The following is a 19323-nucleotide window of genomic DNA, read 5'->3' on the forward strand; positions in this document are numbered from 1 at the left end:
ATACATTTGTGATGGTATTAATGGCATCAAGTGGGCCAGTTTGTTAATGGCAAAGGCTTCAAATGCTGCCGAAGTGTTGCTCAGACAGCTCATTTATTGACTTGGATTCATCAGAACTGGCTTGCTGCTTCCGGGACTCTGAAACCCCAGAAGTTCTTTTGATGAACAGGCCAGTAGGGTTGTTAGGCTATTGATGCATTCAGACTAGTTCCTCCCAAATTTACGGCGAAACTCCATAAAGTGGTCGTAGAAGGAGTTCCCATTGATGGCGAAATTTCCCCTTCTATAGAGGTCAAATTCCCCATAGTCTGGAGTGCCTGCAGGATAGTACCCTCGATGAACAGCGACAAAGTGCGGACGATTCGCCGCCAGCATTGCCAGTGCTGAACCAGATGAAATCGAAAACGTATCTCCATCATGGATCACAATACCATTCAACCCATTTAGCTGGTGGTCACTAGGCACTTCATAGAGCTTAAAGGGCTCGCAGTTTTTTTGGACCACGATCTTTTTGTCTCCACTAAAACCAACAGTCATCACAACATTAGGTAAAGTCTTACGATCAATCTTTTTAAAGGGAAGAACTGGCACCTGTTTGTCTTTCGGTACAGCCACGGCCTGGGATTTGATTTCCTTCCAGTTTTGATCTAAAGGTCCCACCCGCGCACCGACTCTTTCCTTCAGCTTGATAAAGGCGTAATCCTTATGAGGCTCTCGCTCCTCATCATTGGTTCCAAACTCATAGTCCTCAATCTCATAGTAACGCCACTCGTAAGGCTCTGCCGGGTTCTTTCTCACACTCTCGGGGACCCATACTTTTACAGAAAAAGTAAACTTTTTGATTTCTTGATCTGTCATCCGTCTACCCGACCGGTGGTCTCGAAATGTATGAGCTGTTGTGATCACCATATCCCCATCCATGACAAGATGGCTCGATGACTGGCAGGGCCCTCCAGCTGGTGTTTTACATGCCCCATCCCGCCCGTCGTAAAACATGGCTCCGACACCATAAAACATCTTATCCACATCAGTGGCGGTGCGGTCATAGGGCAACGGACAGCGGCTATCTCGGCCCATGATGGCCGCAGGAATCACCTGCCCAAACTGCTTTAAGTTTTTCGCCAGGCCCGGCGAGTTGTCGCAGCCCTCGGGATGATAGCCATCGACAGGCTCGGTCCAACGCAAGACTGCCGGTGTGAATTGACCGCCGTAGATAGAGGACCCTCCATCACTAATAACGTAATCACCTCGGTGGGAGCTCGCACTGCCGGCGGCAAGGCTGGTGACAGAAACGGACAAACCAAAGACAAAAATGAGAACTAGAGCAACAGGCCCACGGCCCACTAAAGATCGAGATAATCGATCTAACCGGCGATAGATTTGGTCTACAGGTGATGGGACCTTGTTCATGCTAATTGAGTCTTCCTTTAGTCCTGAATTCCTAGCTAAATCCGTACCAAATCAAAACGATTGAAAGCCCTCAGGCCCCCATCGCTTCGCCCTCAATATCGGGATTTTTCACGCACTTTTGGATTTCTTGGAAAATCGGAGAATATTTTTACACTTCAAATTACATTCTCGACGGACGCCTCAGCCTCGATTCCGAAACTTCGGACAAATCTGTCCGAAAACTCGGACTGGATTTGGCTCAGATCAAAATAAACGAGGTTTAAGGCCTGAGAGCCCCGGCCCTGGCCTTGCTCTATGGGGGGCATCACTGTTTTGGAGCCATCGACAGATGGACTGAATTCTTTCAACAATAAGGGGTTTTGAATATGCGGTGGATATTTGGAGTCATGGCCGTGATCGGATTAGGCACTCCCGAGTTGGCGTGGGCCGACTCTCTGGCTCAGACGGAATTGTGCGAGTTTATGAATCAAGAGACCACAAGGCGAAGTCAGTGGCAGCAAAGCCAAATCGAGGGGATGGAGTTTGAGCTACCCACAATCAAGGAGGGTTGGGCTGGGGCCAATCCCTACGAATCTTGGACAAAGAGCCAATGGAAAGGCAAACATATAGACCCCAATCCCCTGGAGGACATCCAGGAGTTACAGGGCCTCAAGTCCGCTCATAGCCTACTCTCTCATGTGGACAACCCTTGGGAAAAAATGGACCAAAACGTCAAAGAGGTCCTATCCAGTCTTTATCAAAGATCCCAGTCTCTCAATCAATCTAAAGGACTTGTGCGCCAAGTGCTAAAAAAACACGGCTGTAGCTCTGACGTAGTCGATCAATACACCACTTCAGAAATCACCAGCTCAACTGTGCTCCCAGAACTGGCAGAACAGATCGATCCTGCCCTAAAGACTCCTAATTGGTTTGAAAACCAACAACTCGGCTCACTAAGCGAAGGGATAAAAGATAAACTCCTGAAACTCTCCAGAACGGCAGCCTGGGACAAATCAGAGTACAACGCGCCCTGCGCTCAAGCCCTACAGACTGCCGAAACCATATGTTCGGGACTTGTAGGCTCAGAGCAGGTTTACTTCTTTTTGCAGACGCAACAGGAAAACAACAAGAGACCAACTGAGAAATTGGCAGCCGACTCCGGGGAAGACAGCACTCGAAGCGCAAATAACCCACGTGCAGACAATACGAACAGAGTGACAGTTTGTCTGCCATCCGGCGGGACCAGTCCATCGGGCGATGCCAACTACGCCAAGTTCTCGTTCCATAATATGCAAAGATTCGAGCAATACGGATGGCCCAAAATGCTCAAAGGCATTCACAATCAGGTGAGAGATTGCCGGCAAATCAGAAGGCAGAGCTCCTGTAATCTCAAACTCGCCATGCGCGACCTTGAAGAAATCCGGGACCATCAGCTCCAGGACAGTCGTTTTAACCTTAACCCCTCCCCCGAACGCACCTTCCGACGAGCAAACTTCGACCAGGGACTTCCCCACTGCTACATTAAAACACCGGAATGCATGGGCCGTATCGACCAACACCTCAAGAAAAGCGGCTACGATGGCGGGCTCGACGAGTTTTGTCAGTTTCAAACCTCCCCCGCCGATATATGCGGACCCCTGCAATGGACCGAGAACGGGCCGCGAAGGGCGAAGTCCTACGACTACTTGGTCGTTCAAAGTGATCAATTCATCAAAGATCTCCTCGACTCACGAAGCCCCGAAGAATATTATAAGGATCCTGTCACGACCACTATAGTCGCAGGGGGAGTCATCGGAGGTGTAGCCGGTGGGGTCTCGGCAGGGTTGAACAGCAACTGGGATCCGGAATCCATCGGAAAAGGGATCTTGGTCGGATCAGCTACCGGGGCTTTGACAGTCATGAGCGCAGGGACAAACTTTTCCACAGCAATCATTGCCGGAGGATTCTTGTCGGGAGGATCGGACGTTATTCATCAAATATGGATCGAACGAGAAGAAACTATCAATCTGGGCCGAACAGCAAAATCGGTTCTCGTCGGTGGCATTGCTGGGGGTGTAGCGCAAGGGGCGGGAAATCTTGCCTATCACAAAACAAAAGTTCTTCACGAATCTTTCAATACTCTTTCATCAAGGCAGGCTCTTAATGAAGTCCTTGCAAGTGCTACAACTTCCGCATCGGTTGCAGTCGGAACTCAATTCCTTGAGCACCTTGGGGAGTGCAGACCGTGATCTTCCATCATTTCATCATAATTAGAATTCAGATTTTTGAATTGTGCTTACCAGGAAGAAAATATGACAGATGACCAGCTTGTGACGGTTGTCACAATTGCCATACCAGTCCTGTTGATTCTAAACCTGCTTGAACGGCGCAGGATAATGAAGAAGATTTGGGAAGGTGCGGAAAACCGCGGGGCGATCGAAAAAGGGCTCGTTATCAACAGAATTGGATTTGTCCTTGGGATCGCTCTTTTACTCATGTTCTACTATCAGGTCTTTTGGATCGGCCAGCTTGGCCATAGACCGCTCACTCACAGAGAGATTTGTCTGTGGGCGATCGGTCTGTTTGGGCCAGCTCTCGCCGGACTTTCCATTTTCAGACACTTCCTCAAGAAGAAATATAGGGATTCACAAGACCCTGGAGATCTGAGAAGGATTCAGCTCAGACTTTATAGCAACACCTTTTACATTATCTGTTGTTACGCGATCTTGTTCTTTCATCTATTTCAGTACATCCGAATTCTCATGGGATGGGTGGAGTACCCAGAATGAGCAAGGAGCCGTCGTTTGGCTATTGCTCCTGGCAACAAGCCAGGAGCTTGAATACTCCTGCAATCGAGGCACGGCCAGGCCAATCTCCCAAACACTGACAGCGGCTCAGGAAGAGGACCTATCTCCGATGAAATTGACTCAGAGACAACTCGGATAGGACCAAAGAAGACTTCGCCGAGTTCGGCATCACTTCGACGATTACAACGACTAGCTCGTTTTGGGGCGAATATGGGTATCTACTTACAGTCGTAAAGCCGCTTCATTTTGCAGAGAACTTTCACGCGGTTTGAGACCCGCTGGAAAATATCCTCGTGGGGCTGGCCGATCTCAGACTTGCCGGTGTTCAATCCTGCAAGACCACGGCGTTTCGGGTCCTTTTCGCCACCAGGAAGGTAGTTTTTAAGATTAAACTTGTTAAAGGGATTTGGGTCTCTTTTGCCATCACCAAGACTTGATGGTCCGCGATAACCACCGCGAGAGTCCACTGGAACTCCACTTACAGAATAACCGCCTCCACCACCGACACCCTTTAAGATGTCCGTGTCATAGCCGCCACCTTGGCCACCACCCTGACCCCCATCGCCGCCAAAGGGAAAGCCTCCGCCGCCGCCTGAGCCGCCGGTAAAGCCGCCACCATTTTGTGGAACGCCATTGGCTCTTGCAGCCGATCCCATGCCGTCACCAAATACAGCGTTTTGTTTTTGCGCATCAACAGTCGGTACATTCAAGTCACTGCCGTCGACTTTGCGAGTACCAAAGTCCGCCTGGCTAAAGCCACTGCCATTGCCACGGTTGACCTGTTGGCCGCCGTTTAAGCCTCGGCAAAGAGGATCGTACTGAGCCGCAGGGCCACGACACTTCACACAAATGGGATTGGACGCATTCACCGGATCATTACAGTCGCCGTTAAATACAGGCTGCTGATCAATATCTGGAAAACCTGTGTTTTGTGCCGTCGCAGCCTTCTCGCACATCTCAGCAAACTTACTAGCCGCTGCACTTTGTACGGCCTGCTGACCCATGGCTGCTACATTTGCATTATAACTGGTGCAACGTTCACGGCGACCATTGGCAGTGGCAAATACCGATTGATAATTACTCTTCCAACTGGCAGGACACCGCTGACCTTGCCCTTTGTTTTGCCGCCAAACAGTTTCCAATTGGTCACAGTCGCGAAGAACTTGTTTATATTTGTTCTCCACTTTTTCGCAGCGATCTTCGCAAGAGCCCTTTTCAGTAAAACACTTGGCTCCAAGTGCTGTGTTAGCAACAGCGCCACCTTGACCAAGGGCCTTCATCAACTGGCAGTTTTTAGCAATTCCATCGGGATCATTGCCGTTGCCACTCATGGCATAAATGCCGAGGGCACCCATGGCCAGTGATCCAACGGCTGCCACCGAGCCCGCACTCGGACCACTTAAGCCCGAGACACATTGAATGGGATCATTACAACAGATCCGCGCCTTGTTCTGTGAGTCTTCACAGTAGTCACGGTCACTGTTCACTTCAGCTTCCTGGGGAAATCCTGCCGGAGGTCCTTCACCCACTTGCTGCTGTCCGGGTTGCTGTTCGTCAGGGTTTCTGGCCTGACCGGTCTCGGGACGACCGTCGGGTCCACACTTGAGAATTCCTGACTGTTGAAGGGCCGTATTGCCCTCTGGATAACAAGTGGGAGATCCATCCGCATCGCAAAGAGGTGAACCGGCACTAGCCTGCCTCACGTCATTCACACAAGAAGCTGTTGTTGCACCGGCGCCAGGATTCGTCGGATCCGTCTTACTCGGATCACCATTCTCGGGCCTTGCCGCCGGCATCGGTGCCGCAACCGGCGCAGCCTTTTGTGGATCAGCACCGTTGGGGCAAGGCATTCCAAACTGACAAGTAGACGAGGCTCCGAGGGATTCGCCAGCTCGGGGGGCCGATCCAAACCGATCCCACTCAATGGGATCCGGAAACTGCACTTCATCCCAACCCACTCCGTAACCAGAAAGGTTGGAGTAGTTCTCATTGTAGTGGACCACATTCGAAGTGCTCAGTTTGAAGGATGGAGTGAATGAACCATCTGGGTGGCGCTTTCCACAGTGATTCATATGCCTGTCGAACTCATAGGGGCAATGAAGACCCGGATCACCCTCTTCGGCCCAAGTCATGGGGGCCCAAAAGAAAGAAGTCATCGCAAGTAAACACACGGATTTCCAGGAAAACACGGAAAGAAGCTTCATATTTGTCCCACCCTTAATGGGGCCATGGCAGATCACCTGGCCCAAAGTCTTATCGACTGAGGGGACGCCTCACTTTAGAACAATCAGTGATCCAATTGCATTTGTCGAGTAATCACCTCTTCTGGAATCAAATGCTGCCAAAGTGTTGCTCAAAAAACCCTTTTGTTAACTTGGATTAATTAAGACAGATTCTCCGCCTTCTGGATAGCACAACCGCGCGAGGTTCTTTCGAAGACAAGGCCAGGATGATTTCGAAACCTGTAGCACCTTCGGACTAGTTCCGACCCCATTTCCTGCGGAACTCCATAAAGTGGTCATGAAGGGAGTTGCCATCAACTGCAAAATTACCCCTTCGATTTAGGTCAAACTCACCCCTCATATTAGTCCCCTCGGGGTAAAATCCGCGATGAAGAGCAGCAAAATGTGGGCGCCCATCAACTAAGAGGGTCAAAGCCGACCCAGATGACATTGATTCCGTATCCCCATCATGAATAACCAATCCCGGCCAACGGTTAAGCTGATGACCGTTGGGAACATCATAAAACATAAATGGCTGACAATTCTTCTGAACGTCAACTCCTTTGTCGATACTATATCCAACCGTCATTCCTAAATTAGGAACCCTCGAACGGTCAATTTTTTTGAATGGAAGAGGAGGTGGGAGATTACTCTTCGGCACCTCAATTCGCCGATTTCTTATTTCATTCCAGTTGGAGTCCAGAGGTCCAACCATTTCCCCAACTCGATCCCTTAGCTTCAAAAACACATAGTCCTTATTTGGATTTGCATTCTCATCATTGGTTCCGAATTCGTAGTCCTCAATTTCATAATAGCGCCATTCATAGGCGACCTTTGGATCCTGCCTCATCCCCTCCGGAATCCATACCTTTGCTGAAAAAACGTACTTCTTGATCTCAGCATCGCTCATTCGGCGTCCGGAAATCTTGTCACGAAAGGTATGTGCCGTTGTGATCACCATATCCCCATCCATGACCAAATGACTGGTGGTTTGGCAAGGTTTACCGTTGACGGCTCTGCAAGCCCCGTCCCGCCCGTCGTAAAACATCATGCCCACACCATAAAACATCTTGTCCACATCAGTGGCCGTGCGGTCATAGGGCAACGGACAGCGGCTATCTCGGCCCATGATGGCCGCAGGAATCACCTGCCCAAACTGCTTCAAGTTTTTCGCCAGCCCTGGCGAGTTGTCACAGCCCTCGGGATGATAGCCATCGACTGGCTCGGTCCAACGCAAGACTGCAGGGGTGAATTGACCACCATAAATTGAGGAGCCACCGTCACTAATAACGTAATCGCCCCGGCGGGAGTTCGCACTGCCTGCTGCCGTTGCCATTGATGGTAGCACTAGAGCGGAAATTAGATAGGTTGCAAAAACACAAGACAGGCGTCCCATCAATTCCGCCCCCATTTGCGGCGGAATTCCATGAAATGGTCATATATAGAGTTCGATTCAATACCCCAGTTAAAACGATTCCAAATATCAAATTGCCCATGTAATGAGGTTCTGTCTGGATAAAACCCAACATTTACCCCTGCAAAATGGGGTTCCCCATCAACTAACAGCGAATAAGCCATGCCAGATGACATTCCATTTGTATCAGCTTCAACAATAATCGTCCCTGGATACTGCCCCATTCTATGACCATTTGGAGGATCATGAATCGCAAATGGCTGGCAGTTTTTTTGAGGCTCCCACCCCTTATCCTTCTGAAATCCAACGCCCATCCCAATGTTCGGCACCTGTTTCCTATCAAACTTTTTGAATGGGAGGGGACGTACAAGTTTGTCATCGGCGACTCGACGCCTATTGCTTCGGATTTCTCGACCCGAGGAATCCATTGGCGAAACCGTCTGACCAACACGCTCCTTGAGTTTTACAAATGCATAATCCTCCTGAGGCCGATTACGCTCATCACTACCTCCAAACTCAACCGACTCTATCTCATATTCTCTAAACTCATAGGCTTCATTCTTGTTTCGCCTCATTTCTTCTGGAATCCAAACTTTTGAATAGAATCTAAATTCTCTGATTTCCCTGTCAGAAAGTCTGCGCGACTTATCAATCGACCTAAATGTGTGAGCTGTGGTCACCACAATGTCCCCATCAACAACAAGATGGCCAGTTGCTCCACATCTTATACCCGAGGGACTCATACAGGCCGAATCATTGCCCATATAAAAGAATGATCCCACTCCATAAAATTTCCGATCTACGTCAGTCGCTCCCCGGCCGTATGGCAAGGGACATCTGGAATCCTCCCCCATCAATACAACTGGAATTACCTGCCCAAACTGCTTTAAGTTTTTCGCCAGCCCTGGCGAGTTGTCGCAGCCCTCGGGATGATAACCATCGACTGGCTCTGTCCAACGCAAGACTGCAGGGGTGAATTGACCGCCATAGATAGAGGACCCGCCATCACTAATAACGTAATCGCCCCGGCGGGAGTTCACACTGCCGGCGGCAAGACTGGTGACAGAAATGGACAACTGAAAGACCAGAAGCAGAACCAACTCAAAAACAAAACAGCCCCGCAATGACCGAAATAAACGATCTAACTGCCGAGAGATTTGGTCTACTGATGATAGGACGCTGTTCATGCTAATTGAGTCTTCCTTTAGTCCTGATTTCCTAGCTAAATCCGTACCAAATCAAAACGATTCAAAGCCCTTTGGCCCTTACCGCTTCGCCCTCAATATCGGGTTTTTTCACGCCCTTTTGGATTTCTTGGAAAACCGGCGATTTCTTTTACACCTTGATCCTCATCCCCGATGGGTGGGGGCTTCATCCTCGATTCCGAGACTTCGGACTGATTTGTCCGAAGACTCGGACTGGAATTGGCTCAGATTAAAATAAACGAGGTTTAAGGACCACGAGATCTGGTCCTCCCCTTGCTCTATGGGGTTCATTACTGTTTAGAGTTCACCAAGGTGTGGCCTGACTTAAATCAATCTTAAGGGGTTTTGAATATGCGGTGGATATTTGGAGTCATGGCCGTGATCGGATTAGGCACTCCCGAGTTGGCCTGGGCCGAATCTCTGGCTCAGACGGAATTGTGCGAGTTTATGAATCAAGAGACCACAAGGCGAAGTCAGTGGCAGCAAAGCCAAATCGAGGGGATCGAGTTTGAGCTGCCCACTATCAAGGAGGGTTGGGTTGGGGCCAATCACTACGAATCTTGGACAAAGAGCCAATGGAAAGCCAATCATATAGACCCCAATCCGCTGGACGACATCCAGGAGTTACAGGGCCTTAAGTCCGCTCATACCCTACTCTCTTATGTGGACAACCCTTGGGAAAAAATGGACCAAAACGTCAAAGAGGTCCTATCTAGTCTTTATCAAAGGTCCCAGTCTCTCAATCAATCTAAAGGACTTGTGCGCCAAGTGCTAAAAAAACACGGCTGTAGCTCTGACGTAGTCGATCAATACACCACTTCAGAAATCACCAGCTCAACTGTGCTCCCAGAACTGGCAGAACAGATCGATCCTGCCCTAAAGACTCCTAATTGGTTTGAAAACCAACAACTCGGCTCACTAAGCGAAGGGATAAAAGATAAACTCCTGAAACTCTCCAGAACGGCAGCCTGGGACAAATCAGAGTACAACGCGCCCTGCGCTCAAGCCCTGCAAACAGCTGAAACCATATGTTCAGGACTTGTGAGCTCAGAGCAGGTTTACTTCTTTTTGCAGACGCAACAGGAAAACAACAAGAAACCAAGTGAGAAACTGGCAGCCGACTCCGGGGAAGACAGCACTCAAAGCGCAAATAACCCACGTGCAGACAATACGAACAGAGTGACAGTTTGTCTGCCATCCAGCGGGACCAGTCCATCGGGCGATGCCAACTACGCCAAGTTTTCGTTCCATAATATGCAAAGATTCGAGCAATACGGATGGCCCAAAATGCTCAAAGGCATTCACAATCAGGTGAGAGATTGCCGGCAAATCAGAAGGCAGAGCTCCTGTAATCTCAAACTCGCCATGCGCGACCTTGAAGAAATCCGGGACCATCAGCTCCAGGACAGTCGTTTTAACCTTAACCCCTCCCCCGAACGCACCTTCCGACGAGCAAACTTCGACCAGGGACTTCCCCACTGCTACATTAAAACACCGGAATGCATGGGCCGTATCGACCAACACCTCAAGAAAAGCGGCTACGATGGCGGGCTCGACGAGTTTTGTCAGTTTCAATCCTCCCCGACCGATATATGCGGGCCACCAGCAAGAATTCCCATCGAAGAGATAACTCTGGAAATGACTGGAGGTCGTCCTTTAGAATTCGGAACACCAACACTCGATAGACTTCATCTCGATTGGAATCATGATGGCGCAAGAGCAGGACCTCGACGACTCATGAATCAGATTCCAGCGGGAATGGGTGGGGGATCACCAATAAGGGGATTTACGAAACACGGACTCAATCGCGCAATAGGCGGGGAGCGCTTGGGAGTAAAACCAAGCGCCATCCATGAAGCAGTAAAGCATCCCACTAAAATCTCAAATCAACCAAATGGCGCAGTCAAGTTTGTTGGAAAGGACGCCAACGTAGTGATAAACTCGCAAGGACAGGTCATTACCACATATCCTACTAATCGAAATGGCGTCAGGAAAATGGATAATCCTTCAACCAATAACAGCGAACCACAGTGTGAATAAACATGAAGAAAAATGAAACGCTTAGCCTAATCAGAGACATCTACCAAAAACGAAAACCAGCCAATTTCCATGAGATTGAGGGTGCAAGTTCCATTGGGGAGCTACCTCGGCAGCTGCGCTTGGAGATCATGGACATGCTGAATGATGAATTCTGCGAGACGGGATTGGGTGAAAACGATGAGCCCAATGAGTATGGTCTGAGCATCGAGGCAGCAATTGATGAGCTGAATTTCGATATAGCGGACTAGGGCCTCAGCTCATTCCCGTCGCCAAACTAGAAACCCTTGGCTTCTACTCTGATTCTCAGCGCTTGACATCCGCCTCCATTTTTGGTACATTTTAATATACCAAAATGGGGCATTAAAATGTACCAAATCATGGGTAGCATAGGGGCTCTCGTAAGGGAGAGGGGCCTGTCAGAGCGGGCTATTACGGAGTTTACCGGCCTGGCTCGGGGGACGGTGAGGTCAGTCCTAAGGCTTGAGGACAAGATCACCCTAAGGTCGCTCTTTAAACTCACCAAGTACCTGGGTCTAGACGTCACAGTACTTGTTGGGTCTAGTTCAGGGCTACCTGAGTTTAGTATCGTTGCCACCGCGATCAAGATTGAGCGGGATGGCTTTGAGTCCTGGAAAATTCACCTGATGGACTTTGTAGATGAGTTTCGTCGGTCGCTCGACCCGCGGCTGATTCTGTTACCCCCACCCTCCTCTTTTGATCCGAGGCTTAAGGCACTTTTGGCTTCAGTTGTGCCTTATCTGTGTCAGGAGACAGGCATTTCTTCCCCCCAGTGGACTCAGAAGAGACATTTCCTTGAGACCCCCTGGTTTCCCAGTGGTATGCAATCGCTTAAGGCGATGGCCATTCTTGAATCACCTTTGGCCTTCCGACGTAACAATATTTTTGTTCATGAGAACTTCTTGTCGAGGGCTTAGGGCATGTTGTCACAGGCGAGAATCAAACACCTTTTTCAACGACTCAATGACGAACTCAGCCAACTGGGAGAAATCGGCGAAATCGGCCTCGTCGGCGGGGCCGTTATGTGCTTGGTCTACAATGCCCGCGAATCGACAAAGGATGTCGACGCCATTTTTGAACCAACAGAGACGATCCGCCGACTGGCCGAAAAGATTGGGAAAGATGAAGGCCTTCCGCCCACCTGGCTCAACGATGGAGCAAAAGGTTTTATTCACCCAGGATTTGGCAGAGAGGATGTCCTAAGTCTCTCTCATCTTCGTGTCTGGGCTCCGGAGCCCAAGTATATGCTGGCCATGAAGTGTATTAGTGCTCGATGGGATACCAGTGACAAGGACGACGTGATTTTTCTCATCAAACTTCTTAAGATTAAGAAGGCCAAACAGGTCTTTGACCTCATTGAAGGCTACTATCCTAAAAATCAGATCCTCTCGAAAACCCAGTTCTTCATTGAAGAGTTGTTTGAATAACAAGACCTCAACATCGGCAAACAGATGAATGGCGTAGGGCTGGCCGATATCGGAAATAAAGGCCCCACAGCACCAAGGGAACCCGTACCTTCTGCGAGTTACTGGGTCTGGACTCCTCGACCAGCTCTGTTGAAAGCTGACTGAAAATGGCAGAAAATTTTTGCCGGAAACCGAGACCTCTACCCTGAGAATTAACCAGAAATATCAAAGGGTTATGCAAATGAAAAGACAATGAAAACGGGATGAAAACCACCTGGCGTTGAGTTTTCACCAGATTCCCCGAAAATAAACTTATGTATATTTGTCTGTGTAAAAACCTATCTGAGTCCCGCCTTCGTGAACTTCAACAGTCAGGACAAATGACTTTGGATCAGGCTCTTCAGGCCAGCCAGGCCGGCACGGACTGCGGCGCCTGCTGTAACCGCATCAAGAACCTGGTCGATTCCCAAGCGGCTGCAGCCGATACCACAAGCCTCGAAGCTCATATTGAAGAATAATTAAGACATTTCTCCGGCTTTAAACTGCTCGGTCAGGTAGTTTTCCACACCGACCTCGCCAATAATGTGCAGCTGACTTTCCAGCCAATCCACATGGCGCTCTTCATCGCGAAGAATCTCTTCCAACAGGTGGCGTGTGCCGTGATCCGAATGTTTTTGGCAAAGCTCAATGCCTTTTTTCAGGCGCGGAATGGCCCGCTCTTCCAAGCGAAGATCATTCTTGAGCATTTCAGGAACTTTCTCGCCGATCTCCAAGGTCTCTAACTTTTGAAGATTCGGAAGACCTTCTAAAAACAAAATCCGATCGGTCACTTCTTTGGCGTGCTTCATTTCATCAATGGATTCGTGATAAATCACATCGCCGATTTTATTGTATCCCCAATCCTTGCACATCCGCGCATGGAGAAAATACTGGTTAATGGCCGTCAACTCCCCGCACAGGACTTCGTTGAGCATAGCAATAATATCCGCATGACCTTTCATTTCACTCTCCCGGGTTAGGTGGATGAATCTATCCTTACCAAATCAGTTGTCAAAAAAAACCTCAAACGCAGGGAATAAGTGAAAACCAATTATCAATTTATCTCCACCAAATCCTGACCTTTACCCTCACCTGCACCATAAAATGAGTCCGGCACCCAAATTCACAGGGATATCTAGATTGACAGCTCCGCAGCACCTTTAGGTGCCAGTACCATTTGCAAAGCCGCCAACCAAAGGCACAGATATTGCTATCCATAAAACATGGAACCTAGGTTCCATTGACTGCTGCTCTTATGAGGTAGAGAAAATGAGCCTTTCAGAACATAAGCGAGAAATTGAAATCATTTGGAATGAGTATCGATCTGGGGAAAATCCTTACCCGGACATCCTCCTTGATCTCGTAGGCAAAATGATTGAGCTTGATCCCTTTCTTGTCTCCTGGGCAATCGATGAGTTTACCAGAGAGACTGACGAGATACTCAAAGAAAACCTCGCCCAAATGATTGTCTTCAGCACCCCCTACACTCCGGCTATCGAGTGGCTCAGAGACAACACCGATTGGACGAAGGAAGACTTCGCCGAGGCTGATATCAATATCGACGACTACGGAGCAAAGTTCCAGCCTTCCGTTTGACAGTCTCTCTTAGAAGACTAGCTGATAACATGTTGCGGGCCCTTGGCCGGACCGCTGGATAAACTCGGCCTTTCTCAAGGTATCCAAAACATTGGCCACTGTTCGTGTTGGCAGTCCTGTGGCTTCCCTGATGGTTTTAGGTTTAATGCGAATTTCCGGCAAATCTTTAAAACAATTCAAAACCTTTAAGGCCGACTCGGAGAGCTTTTGGTAGGCGTGAACTCTATCAATGTAGAAGTCCACATCGGCCAGTGAACCCTCAAGGACCTTAATCATGTACTTCAGAAAGTACTGGATTCTGTATTCAGTCGGATCAGTCTTAAATTGCCCTCCAGAGCACTGATTTAAAACGATGTAATACTCTTCTTTGTGTCTTTCAATGTGTCTATCTACTGCCATATGAAAAACAACATCAGACAGCTTTGCTCCGGGAGCATGTAAGAGAGACATCAAAAAAAGAGCCCTCCCCAAGCGGCCGTTTCCGTCTTGAAAGGGATGTATTGCTAAAAACCGATAGGTGAGTTCTGCAGCTACAGCAACAGGCCACGGCTCGTGGTGAATCGCCTGATTGTACCAGTCCAATAGGTCATGCATAGCCGTTGAAGTTTGCACACCCGGATCAGCCGTTTTAAATATGGTCTTTTGTTCTTTGGTCTGGTGATTGTATTCAATCACTGAATTCGGACTTGTTTTGTAGTCCCCCTTTTTCACACCAGGTTTTGAATAGTGCCGGAACAGTTCTCGGTGAAGTCCTTTAAGTGTGGATTCACTGAGGGGCAGATACGATTGAGCCTGTTCATAAATCAAAAGAAGAACTCGGCGACAACCAGCCACTTCTTCAAGGCTTCTCTCCTTGTCTTTTGAAAGCTTGTTCAGCACAGCTTCGCGATGAGCATCAAAAGCCGATGCCTTTCCATCCTTTCCCAATATGGAGTCGAGCCAGCCTATCTCTGAGTCCGTTAAAATCGCGTTTTCAATCCGCGTTGATGCTCCAACAGAACTGATCCAGGCATACTTGTGAATGGATTCTCTTTGGTCTTTGGTCAAACCCTGGAGAAGGGCATATTTCTCTGAGATCTGGTCATTTAATGCCACCAGCTGCTTGGTAAGCTCTGTATCTATCTGAAATGACAACATTTTTATATTGTGCCAGATCATGCCGAATCGTGCAATAAAATACTGCTTTTTATTGCATGATATGGCACGAATGCCAGCTGGACCTACAGAGGTTCCGAAAGCGGATCACACTGAACAAGGCACTCTGAGCCCCACCTCTGGAATCTCCTACCCGGTAACCAGTATTAACACCCGGCACCCCCAAGCATTGCCAAACCCCCTCCCAGTGAATATGTTAGTGCGTCATTAGAGAGGTCATCTTGAAAGCTGTAATTTTAGCTGGTGGTAAGGGAACCCGACTGGGAGATCTTGCCAAAGACATCCCAAAATCCTTGGTGCCCATTGCCGGTAAACCCCTGCTGGATTACCAACTCGAATGGCTCGCCCGCGAAGGGGTCAAAGAGGTCTTACTACTCACAGGCTATCTGAGTGAGAAAATCGAAGCCCACTGTGGAGATGGCTCCAAGTGGGGTCTTAAGTGTGAATACCTGGTGGAAGACACTCCACTCGGTACGGCTGGAGCCCTTAAGGATGCCGAAAGTAAACTCCCAGGTGAGTTCCTTGTCGTCTATGGAGATGTCCTGGTCGACATCGACCTTAAAAACCTGATGGAGTTTCACCAATCCAAAAAAGACTCTGTTGCCACGCTGATGGTCCATCCCAACGATCATCCCCACGACAGTGACTTGATCGAGTTTGACGGCAACCACAAGATCACCCAGTTTCACGGTAAGCCCCATGACCCAAATCGCTGGTATCACAACCAAGTGAATGCAGCCGTGTATGTTTTAAGCCCCAAGATTTTTTCGCATCTTGAAAAAGGCAAGTTCGCAGACCTGGGAAGAGACGTCTTTCCAGGTCTGGTAAAACAAGAAAACTTCTATGCCTACCCTTCGGCTGAGTACCTCAAAGACATGGGCAATCCTGAAAGACTCGATGCTGTCGAGCGCGATGTCCGCTCCGGCAAAGTATCCCGCCTCAACCGCAAAAACCCCAGGCCAGCCGTGTTTTTGGATCGTGACGGTGTGATTTGCCCCCATCAAGATTATCTCCACGACGCCAAAGACTTTAGACTTTTCCCGGAAGTCCCAGAAGCACTCAAAAAGCTCAACAAGAGTGACTACCTCACAGTCCTCGTCACCAATCAGCCTGTTGTCGCCAGAGGACTCACCGATGAAGCCGGCGTTAGAGAAATCCACAAAAAAATGGAGAGTCTTCTCGGACAAGAAGGGGCCAAGCTTGACGCCATTTACTTTTGTCCCCATCACCCGGATGGTGGTTTTGAGGGTGAGCGCTCGGAGTATAAAGTCAACTGTGAGTGCCGAAAGCCCGGCCCCGGCATGATCCACCAAGCTGCCGAATTCTTTAACCTTGATCTCACCAAGTCTTACATCGTCGGCGACACTTGGCGGGACATCGGTGCTGGCCGCAGCGCAAAGCTTAAGGCATGCTTGGGCGTCAAACAGGCCCAGGGCCGCGTGGGTGAATACCGAGATCAAACTCCCGATCAAATGTTTGATTCTTTAGCAGGCGCAGTCGATTATATCTTGCAACAGCCCTAATACACCGAGGAGACCACTGTGATAATCACTAAAACCCCATTTCGCATGAGTTTTCTCGGTGGCGGAAGTGACCTCCCCGAGTTTTACCAGAAATCACCCGGCGCGACCCTAAGTGCGACAATCGACAAGTATATGTACATCTCGTCTCACGACTATTTTGAAAAAGACAAACTGCGGATGAAGTACTCAAAAACTGAGACCGTCGATTCAGTTGATCAGATTGAGCATCCCATTCTTAAGACCGTCGTCAAAAAACTCGGATTTACTGGCGGCCTGGAAGTCAGCTCCATCGCCGATATCCCGGCTGGCACAGGTCTTGGTAGCTCAAGTTGCTTTACCGTGGGAGTTTTACACAACCTCCACAGTCGGCTCGGACGATTTGTCACTAAAGAGCAAATCGCCCGCGAAGCCTGCGAGGTGGAGATCAAAGACTTAGGTGAGCCCATCGGTAAGCAAGATCAGTATGCGGCAGCCTTTGGTGGACTGAACCTCATCACCTATGCGGCCAACGAGGAAGTTTCGGTCGAGCCCATTTATCTCAAGACTGACATTCATCAGGCTCTCCAAGACCATTTGCTTTTGTTTTACACCGGACAAAGCCGCTCGGCTTCGGCCATCCTCGATGAGCAACGCAAAAATCTCATGTCGTCCGACAAGTTCGATCGCCTTAAGCAAATGGTCGAGCTTGTGTGGAAGGGCCGCGAGGCCCTTTATGAGGGCCAAATGGAGCGCTTTGGTGGTCTGCTCAATGAAAGCTGGCTCCTCAAAAAAGGCATGGCCAGCGGAGTCACCAATGAGGGCATCGACCGTTACTACGACCTCGCCATGGACAGTGGCGCCTTTGGCGGCAAGGTCCTCGGTGCCGGCGGTGGGGGCTTTCTTCTTGTCTGCTGCCCTCCGGAAAAGCAAAAGACTTTGTGCCAGAAGCTCACTGAGGCCGGTCTTGATCACCGCGATTTCAAGTTTGAAAATGACGGCTCTAAGGTGATTTACGCCGAATAGGGGAGCCCACCTATCCGGCCTTTGATGCCACGCGGCCCATATTGGGTACCTGGTACCGAGAATCCAAAAAAGAACCTGGAACCTATTTGCGACATGGCATATAAACGGAGCCATGACTATACAAGACCCACGCTATCTCAATCAGATATTCGAAGGTAATTCGCCAGCGGATTACTACAAGAACTACACCCAATCTCTCACTAGAGCCCTAAGCAGTTTGGACACCAAACTTCTCGATCAGGCCTGCGAGATCCTGATGACAGCAGCCAAAAGAGGCCAGCGCATATTCTTAGCGGGCAATGGGGGCTCTGCCGCCATTTCAGATCATCTCAGTTGTGATCTCGGTAAGGGCACTTTGAGTCCGGGGCAACCGCCACTAAAGGTGACCTCCCTGGCTGCAAACGGCCCCATTCTCACTGCCATTGCCAATGACTACGGTTACGAAGAAATATTTGCCACTCAGCTGCAAATGTATGCTGAAGAAGGGGATGTGCTGATTACGATTTCGTCCAGCGGCAACAGCCCTAATATCTGTAAGGCGATTGAAAAAGCCCAAGAGATGAAGGTCAAAACCATTAGCCTCACTGGCTTTAACGGCGGCAAGTGCAGAGACCTGGCGGATCTACCTCTTCATTTTGAATTTAAAAACTACGGCATTGTCGAAGATTGCCACCAAATTGTGCTTCAATGTCTTGGTCAAATTCTGGCTAAACTTCGCGACGAGGCCGGTGGAAATCAGTGAGCCAACAAGAGACCACAGTTAACTCAAACTCTGATCAACTGGTTTCAATCATCACTCCGGTCTATAACTCCGAGGCTTTTATCAACAAGGCCATGGATTCAGTTCAGTCACAGACTTATCCCCATTGGGAAATGCTCGTCGTAATGGACGCGGGTACGACTGACCGCACGCCCATGCTGGTGCAGCAAAGAGCCAAAGAGGACTCGAGAATCAAACTCATTCAAGTCCCTCAGGGGAAGGGCTTAGCCCTTTCGCGTAACTATGCCATTAGCCAAGCCCAGGGGCGCTACATCGCTTTTTTAGACAGCGATGATCTTTGGCTTCCTGATAAACTCACTCAGCAAATTGATTTTATGCGCAAAAACGATTACGCCTTTACCTGCACGGCCTTTCGCCGCATCGATGTGGCAGGACACAAAAAAGGCCGCCTCATTGAGGTCCCGCAGGAAATCACTTACTCACGTCTTCTGCAACAAAACTGCATCGGCTGCCTGACTGTTGTTCTCGACAAAACAAAGACCGGTCCCGTGGAGTTTCAAGAAACCAAACACGAGGATTTTATTCTCTGGTTAGATCTCATCAAAAAGGGCCATGCCTGCTATGGTCTCAATCAAGATTTAGCCCGTTACCGAATTGTGGATGCTTCTCGTTCGGCCGATAAGTTTGAGTCGGTCAGAAACACCTGGCGCATTTACCGCGAGGTCGAGGGCCTTAGCCTCCCACACGCGGCCTTAAGGCTCTCCCAGTTTGCTATGCGAAACCTCAGCAAATACAGTCGGTTCTAAA

Annotated in this window: 18 protein-coding genes; 12 read left to right on the forward strand and 6 right to left on the reverse strand. The window is 49.3% G+C overall.

All coding sequences use genetic code 11. From position 1 onward, the window contains the following. Nucleotides 1-204: 204 nt before the first annotated feature. Nucleotides 205-1410: a hypothetical protein gene (locus H6624_09530; protein MCB9084576.1), complete on the reverse strand. Its 1206-nt coding sequence runs from the start codon at nucleotides 1408-1410 to the stop codon at nucleotides 205-207. Nucleotides 1411-1775: 365 nt separating this feature from the next. Here H6624_09530 and H6624_09535 point away from each other — a divergent pair, with 365 nt between their 5' ends. Both H6624_09535 and H6624_09540 read left to right on the forward strand, forming a co-directional pair. Beyond that, nucleotides 1776-3617 (forward strand): hypothetical protein, encoded by a 1842-nt coding sequence (locus tag H6624_09535; GenBank protein MCB9084577.1) that lies wholly within the window; start codon nucleotides 1776-1778, stop codon nucleotides 3615-3617. Nucleotides 3618-3764: 147 nt separating this feature from the next. Beyond that, entirely contained in the window at nucleotides 3765-4157 is a 393-nt protein-coding gene (locus H6624_09540; protein MCB9084578.1) for a hypothetical protein, read from the forward strand. A gap of 236 nt (nucleotides 4158-4393) precedes the next feature. Here H6624_09540 and H6624_09545 read toward each other — a convergent pair whose 3' ends face one another. The 3 genes from H6624_09545 to H6624_09555 all read right to left on the reverse strand — a co-directional run bounded on the left by H6624_09545 (nucleotide 4394) and on the right by H6624_09555 (nucleotide 8491). Then, nucleotides 4394-6379, reverse strand: a complete 1986-nt coding sequence (locus H6624_09545) for a hypothetical protein (GenBank protein MCB9084579.1) — start codon at nucleotides 6377-6379, stop codon at nucleotides 4394-4396. Between the two features lie 274 nt (nucleotides 6380-6653). Continuing rightward, nucleotides 6654-7793 (reverse strand): hypothetical protein, encoded by a 1140-nt coding sequence (locus H6624_09550; GenBank protein MCB9084580.1) that lies wholly within the window; start codon nucleotides 7791-7793, stop codon nucleotides 6654-6656. Then, a complete protein-coding gene (locus H6624_09555) occupies nucleotides 7793-8491 on the reverse strand; it encodes a hypothetical protein (protein MCB9084581.1) in 699 nt (232 codons plus the stop codon). The genes H6624_09550 and H6624_09555 overlap by 1 nt, the downstream gene beginning before the upstream one ends. Nucleotides 8492-9367: 876 nt before the next feature. Here H6624_09555 and H6624_09560 point away from each other — a divergent pair. From H6624_09560 to H6624_09580, 5 genes are all read left to right on the forward strand, one after another. Next, nucleotides 9368-11056, forward strand: coding sequence for a hypothetical protein (locus H6624_09560; GenBank protein ID MCB9084582.1), 1689 nt, complete (start codon nucleotides 9368-9370; stop codon nucleotides 11054-11056). 2 nt (nucleotides 11057-11058) lie between these two features. Next, nucleotides 11059-11304 (forward strand): hypothetical protein, encoded by a 246-nt coding sequence (locus tag H6624_09565; protein ID MCB9084583.1) that lies wholly within the window; start codon nucleotides 11059-11061, stop codon nucleotides 11302-11304. A gap of 117 nt (nucleotides 11305-11421) precedes the next feature. Next, nucleotides 11422-11991, forward strand: a complete 570-nt coding sequence (locus H6624_09570) for a hypothetical protein (protein MCB9084584.1) — start codon at nucleotides 11422-11424, stop codon at nucleotides 11989-11991. A 3-nt stretch (nucleotides 11992-11994) separates the two neighbouring features. Continuing rightward, nucleotides 11995-12501 carry a hypothetical protein gene (locus tag H6624_09575; GenBank protein MCB9084585.1) on the forward strand — a complete coding sequence of 169 codons (507 nt, stop codon included), beginning with the start codon at nucleotides 11995-11997 and terminating at the stop codon, nucleotides 12499-12501. A gap of 293 nt (nucleotides 12502-12794) precedes the next feature. Continuing rightward, nucleotides 12795-12998, forward strand: a complete 204-nt coding sequence (locus H6624_09580; GenBank protein ID MCB9084586.1) for a (2Fe-2S)-binding protein — start codon at nucleotides 12795-12797, stop codon at nucleotides 12996-12998. Here H6624_09580 and bfr read toward each other — a convergent pair whose 3' ends face one another. Next, nucleotides 12999-13481: a bacterioferritin gene (bfr, locus tag H6624_09585; GenBank protein ID MCB9084587.1), complete on the reverse strand. Its 483-nt coding sequence runs from the start codon at nucleotides 13479-13481 to the stop codon at nucleotides 12999-13001. A gap of 307 nt (nucleotides 13482-13788) precedes the next feature. Here bfr and H6624_09590 point away from each other — a divergent pair, with 307 nt between their 5' ends. Next, nucleotides 13789-14115 (forward strand): hypothetical protein, encoded by a 327-nt coding sequence (locus tag H6624_09590; protein ID MCB9084588.1) that lies wholly within the window; start codon nucleotides 13789-13791, stop codon nucleotides 14113-14115. Nucleotides 14116-14124: 9 nt separating this feature from the next. On the opposite strand, the gene H6624_09595 is transcribed toward H6624_09590, so the two are convergent. Next, nucleotides 14125-15252, reverse strand: coding sequence for a Fic family protein (locus H6624_09595; protein MCB9084589.1), 1128 nt, complete (start codon nucleotides 15250-15252; stop codon nucleotides 14125-14127). Nucleotides 15253-15491: 239 nt separating this feature from the next. On the opposite strand from H6624_09595, the gene H6624_09600 reads away from it, so the two are divergent. The 4 genes from H6624_09600 (at nucleotide 15492) to H6624_09615 (ending at nucleotide 19322) form a co-directional block, all read left to right on the forward strand. After that, complete coding sequence (locus tag H6624_09600; protein MCB9084590.1) at nucleotides 15492-16793, forward strand: HAD-IIIA family hydrolase; 1302 nt, start codon at nucleotides 15492-15494, stop codon at nucleotides 16791-16793. Nucleotides 16794-16811: 18 nt separating this feature from the next. Next, complete coding sequence (locus H6624_09605) at nucleotides 16812-17795, forward strand: GHMP kinase (protein ID MCB9084591.1); 984 nt, start codon at nucleotides 16812-16814, stop codon at nucleotides 17793-17795. A gap of 112 nt (nucleotides 17796-17907) precedes the next feature. Continuing rightward, complete coding sequence (locus H6624_09610) at nucleotides 17908-18537, forward strand: SIS domain-containing protein (protein ID MCB9084592.1); 630 nt, start codon at nucleotides 17908-17910, stop codon at nucleotides 18535-18537. Continuing rightward, nucleotides 18534-19322: a glycosyltransferase family 2 protein gene (locus tag H6624_09615; protein ID MCB9084593.1), complete on the forward strand. Its 789-nt coding sequence runs from the start codon at nucleotides 18534-18536 to the stop codon at nucleotides 19320-19322. The genes H6624_09610 and H6624_09615 overlap by 4 nt, the downstream gene beginning before the upstream one ends. Nucleotide 19323: the final 1 nt, after the last annotated feature.

Source organism: Pseudobdellovibrionaceae bacterium, from assembly GCA_020635075.1.
Classification (GTDB): Bacteria; Bdellovibrionota; Bdellovibrionia; order Bdellovibrionales; family UBA1609; genus JADZEO01.

Excerpts from the sequence above, each read along its gene's own strand:
- H6624_09530 (MCB9084576.1), bottom strand. The coding sequence starts at position 1,410 with ATGAACAAGGTCCCATCACCTGTAGACCAAATCTATCGCCGGTTAGAT.
- H6624_09535 (MCB9084577.1), top strand. The coding sequence starts at position 1,776 with ATGCGGTGGATATTTGGAGTCATGGCCGTGATCGGATTAGGCACTCCC.
- H6624_09540 (MCB9084578.1), top strand. The coding sequence starts at position 3,765 with ATGAAGAAGATTTGGGAAGGTGCGGAAAACCGCGGGGCGATCGAAAAA.
- H6624_09545 (MCB9084579.1), bottom strand. The coding sequence starts at position 6,379 with ATGAAGCTTCTTTCCGTGTTTTCCTGGAAATCCGTGTGTTTACTTGCG.
- H6624_09550 (MCB9084580.1), bottom strand. The coding sequence starts at position 7,793 with ATGGGACGCCTGTCTTGTGTTTTTGCAACCTATCTAATTTCCGCTCTA.
- H6624_09560 (MCB9084582.1), top strand. The coding sequence starts at position 9,368 with ATGCGGTGGATATTTGGAGTCATGGCCGTGATCGGATTAGGCACTCCC.
- H6624_09565 (MCB9084583.1), top strand. The coding sequence starts at position 11,059 with ATGAAGAAAAATGAAACGCTTAGCCTAATCAGAGACATCTACCAAAAA.
- H6624_09570 (MCB9084584.1), top strand. The coding sequence starts at position 11,422 with ATGTACCAAATCATGGGTAGCATAGGGGCTCTCGTAAGGGAGAGGGGC.
- H6624_09575 (MCB9084585.1), top strand. The coding sequence starts at position 11,995 with ATGTTGTCACAGGCGAGAATCAAACACCTTTTTCAACGACTCAATGAC.
- H6624_09580 (MCB9084586.1), top strand. The coding sequence starts at position 12,795 with ATGTATATTTGTCTGTGTAAAAACCTATCTGAGTCCCGCCTTCGTGAA.
- bfr (MCB9084587.1), bottom strand. The coding sequence starts at position 13,481 with ATGAAAGGTCATGCGGATATTATTGCTATGCTCAACGAAGTCCTGTGC.
- H6624_09590 (MCB9084588.1), top strand. The coding sequence starts at position 13,789 with ATGAGCCTTTCAGAACATAAGCGAGAAATTGAAATCATTTGGAATGAG.
- H6624_09595 (MCB9084589.1), bottom strand. The coding sequence starts at position 15,252 with ATGTTGTCATTTCAGATAGATACAGAGCTTACCAAGCAGCTGGTGGCA.
- H6624_09610 (MCB9084592.1), top strand. The coding sequence starts at position 17,908 with ATGACTATACAAGACCCACGCTATCTCAATCAGATATTCGAAGGTAAT.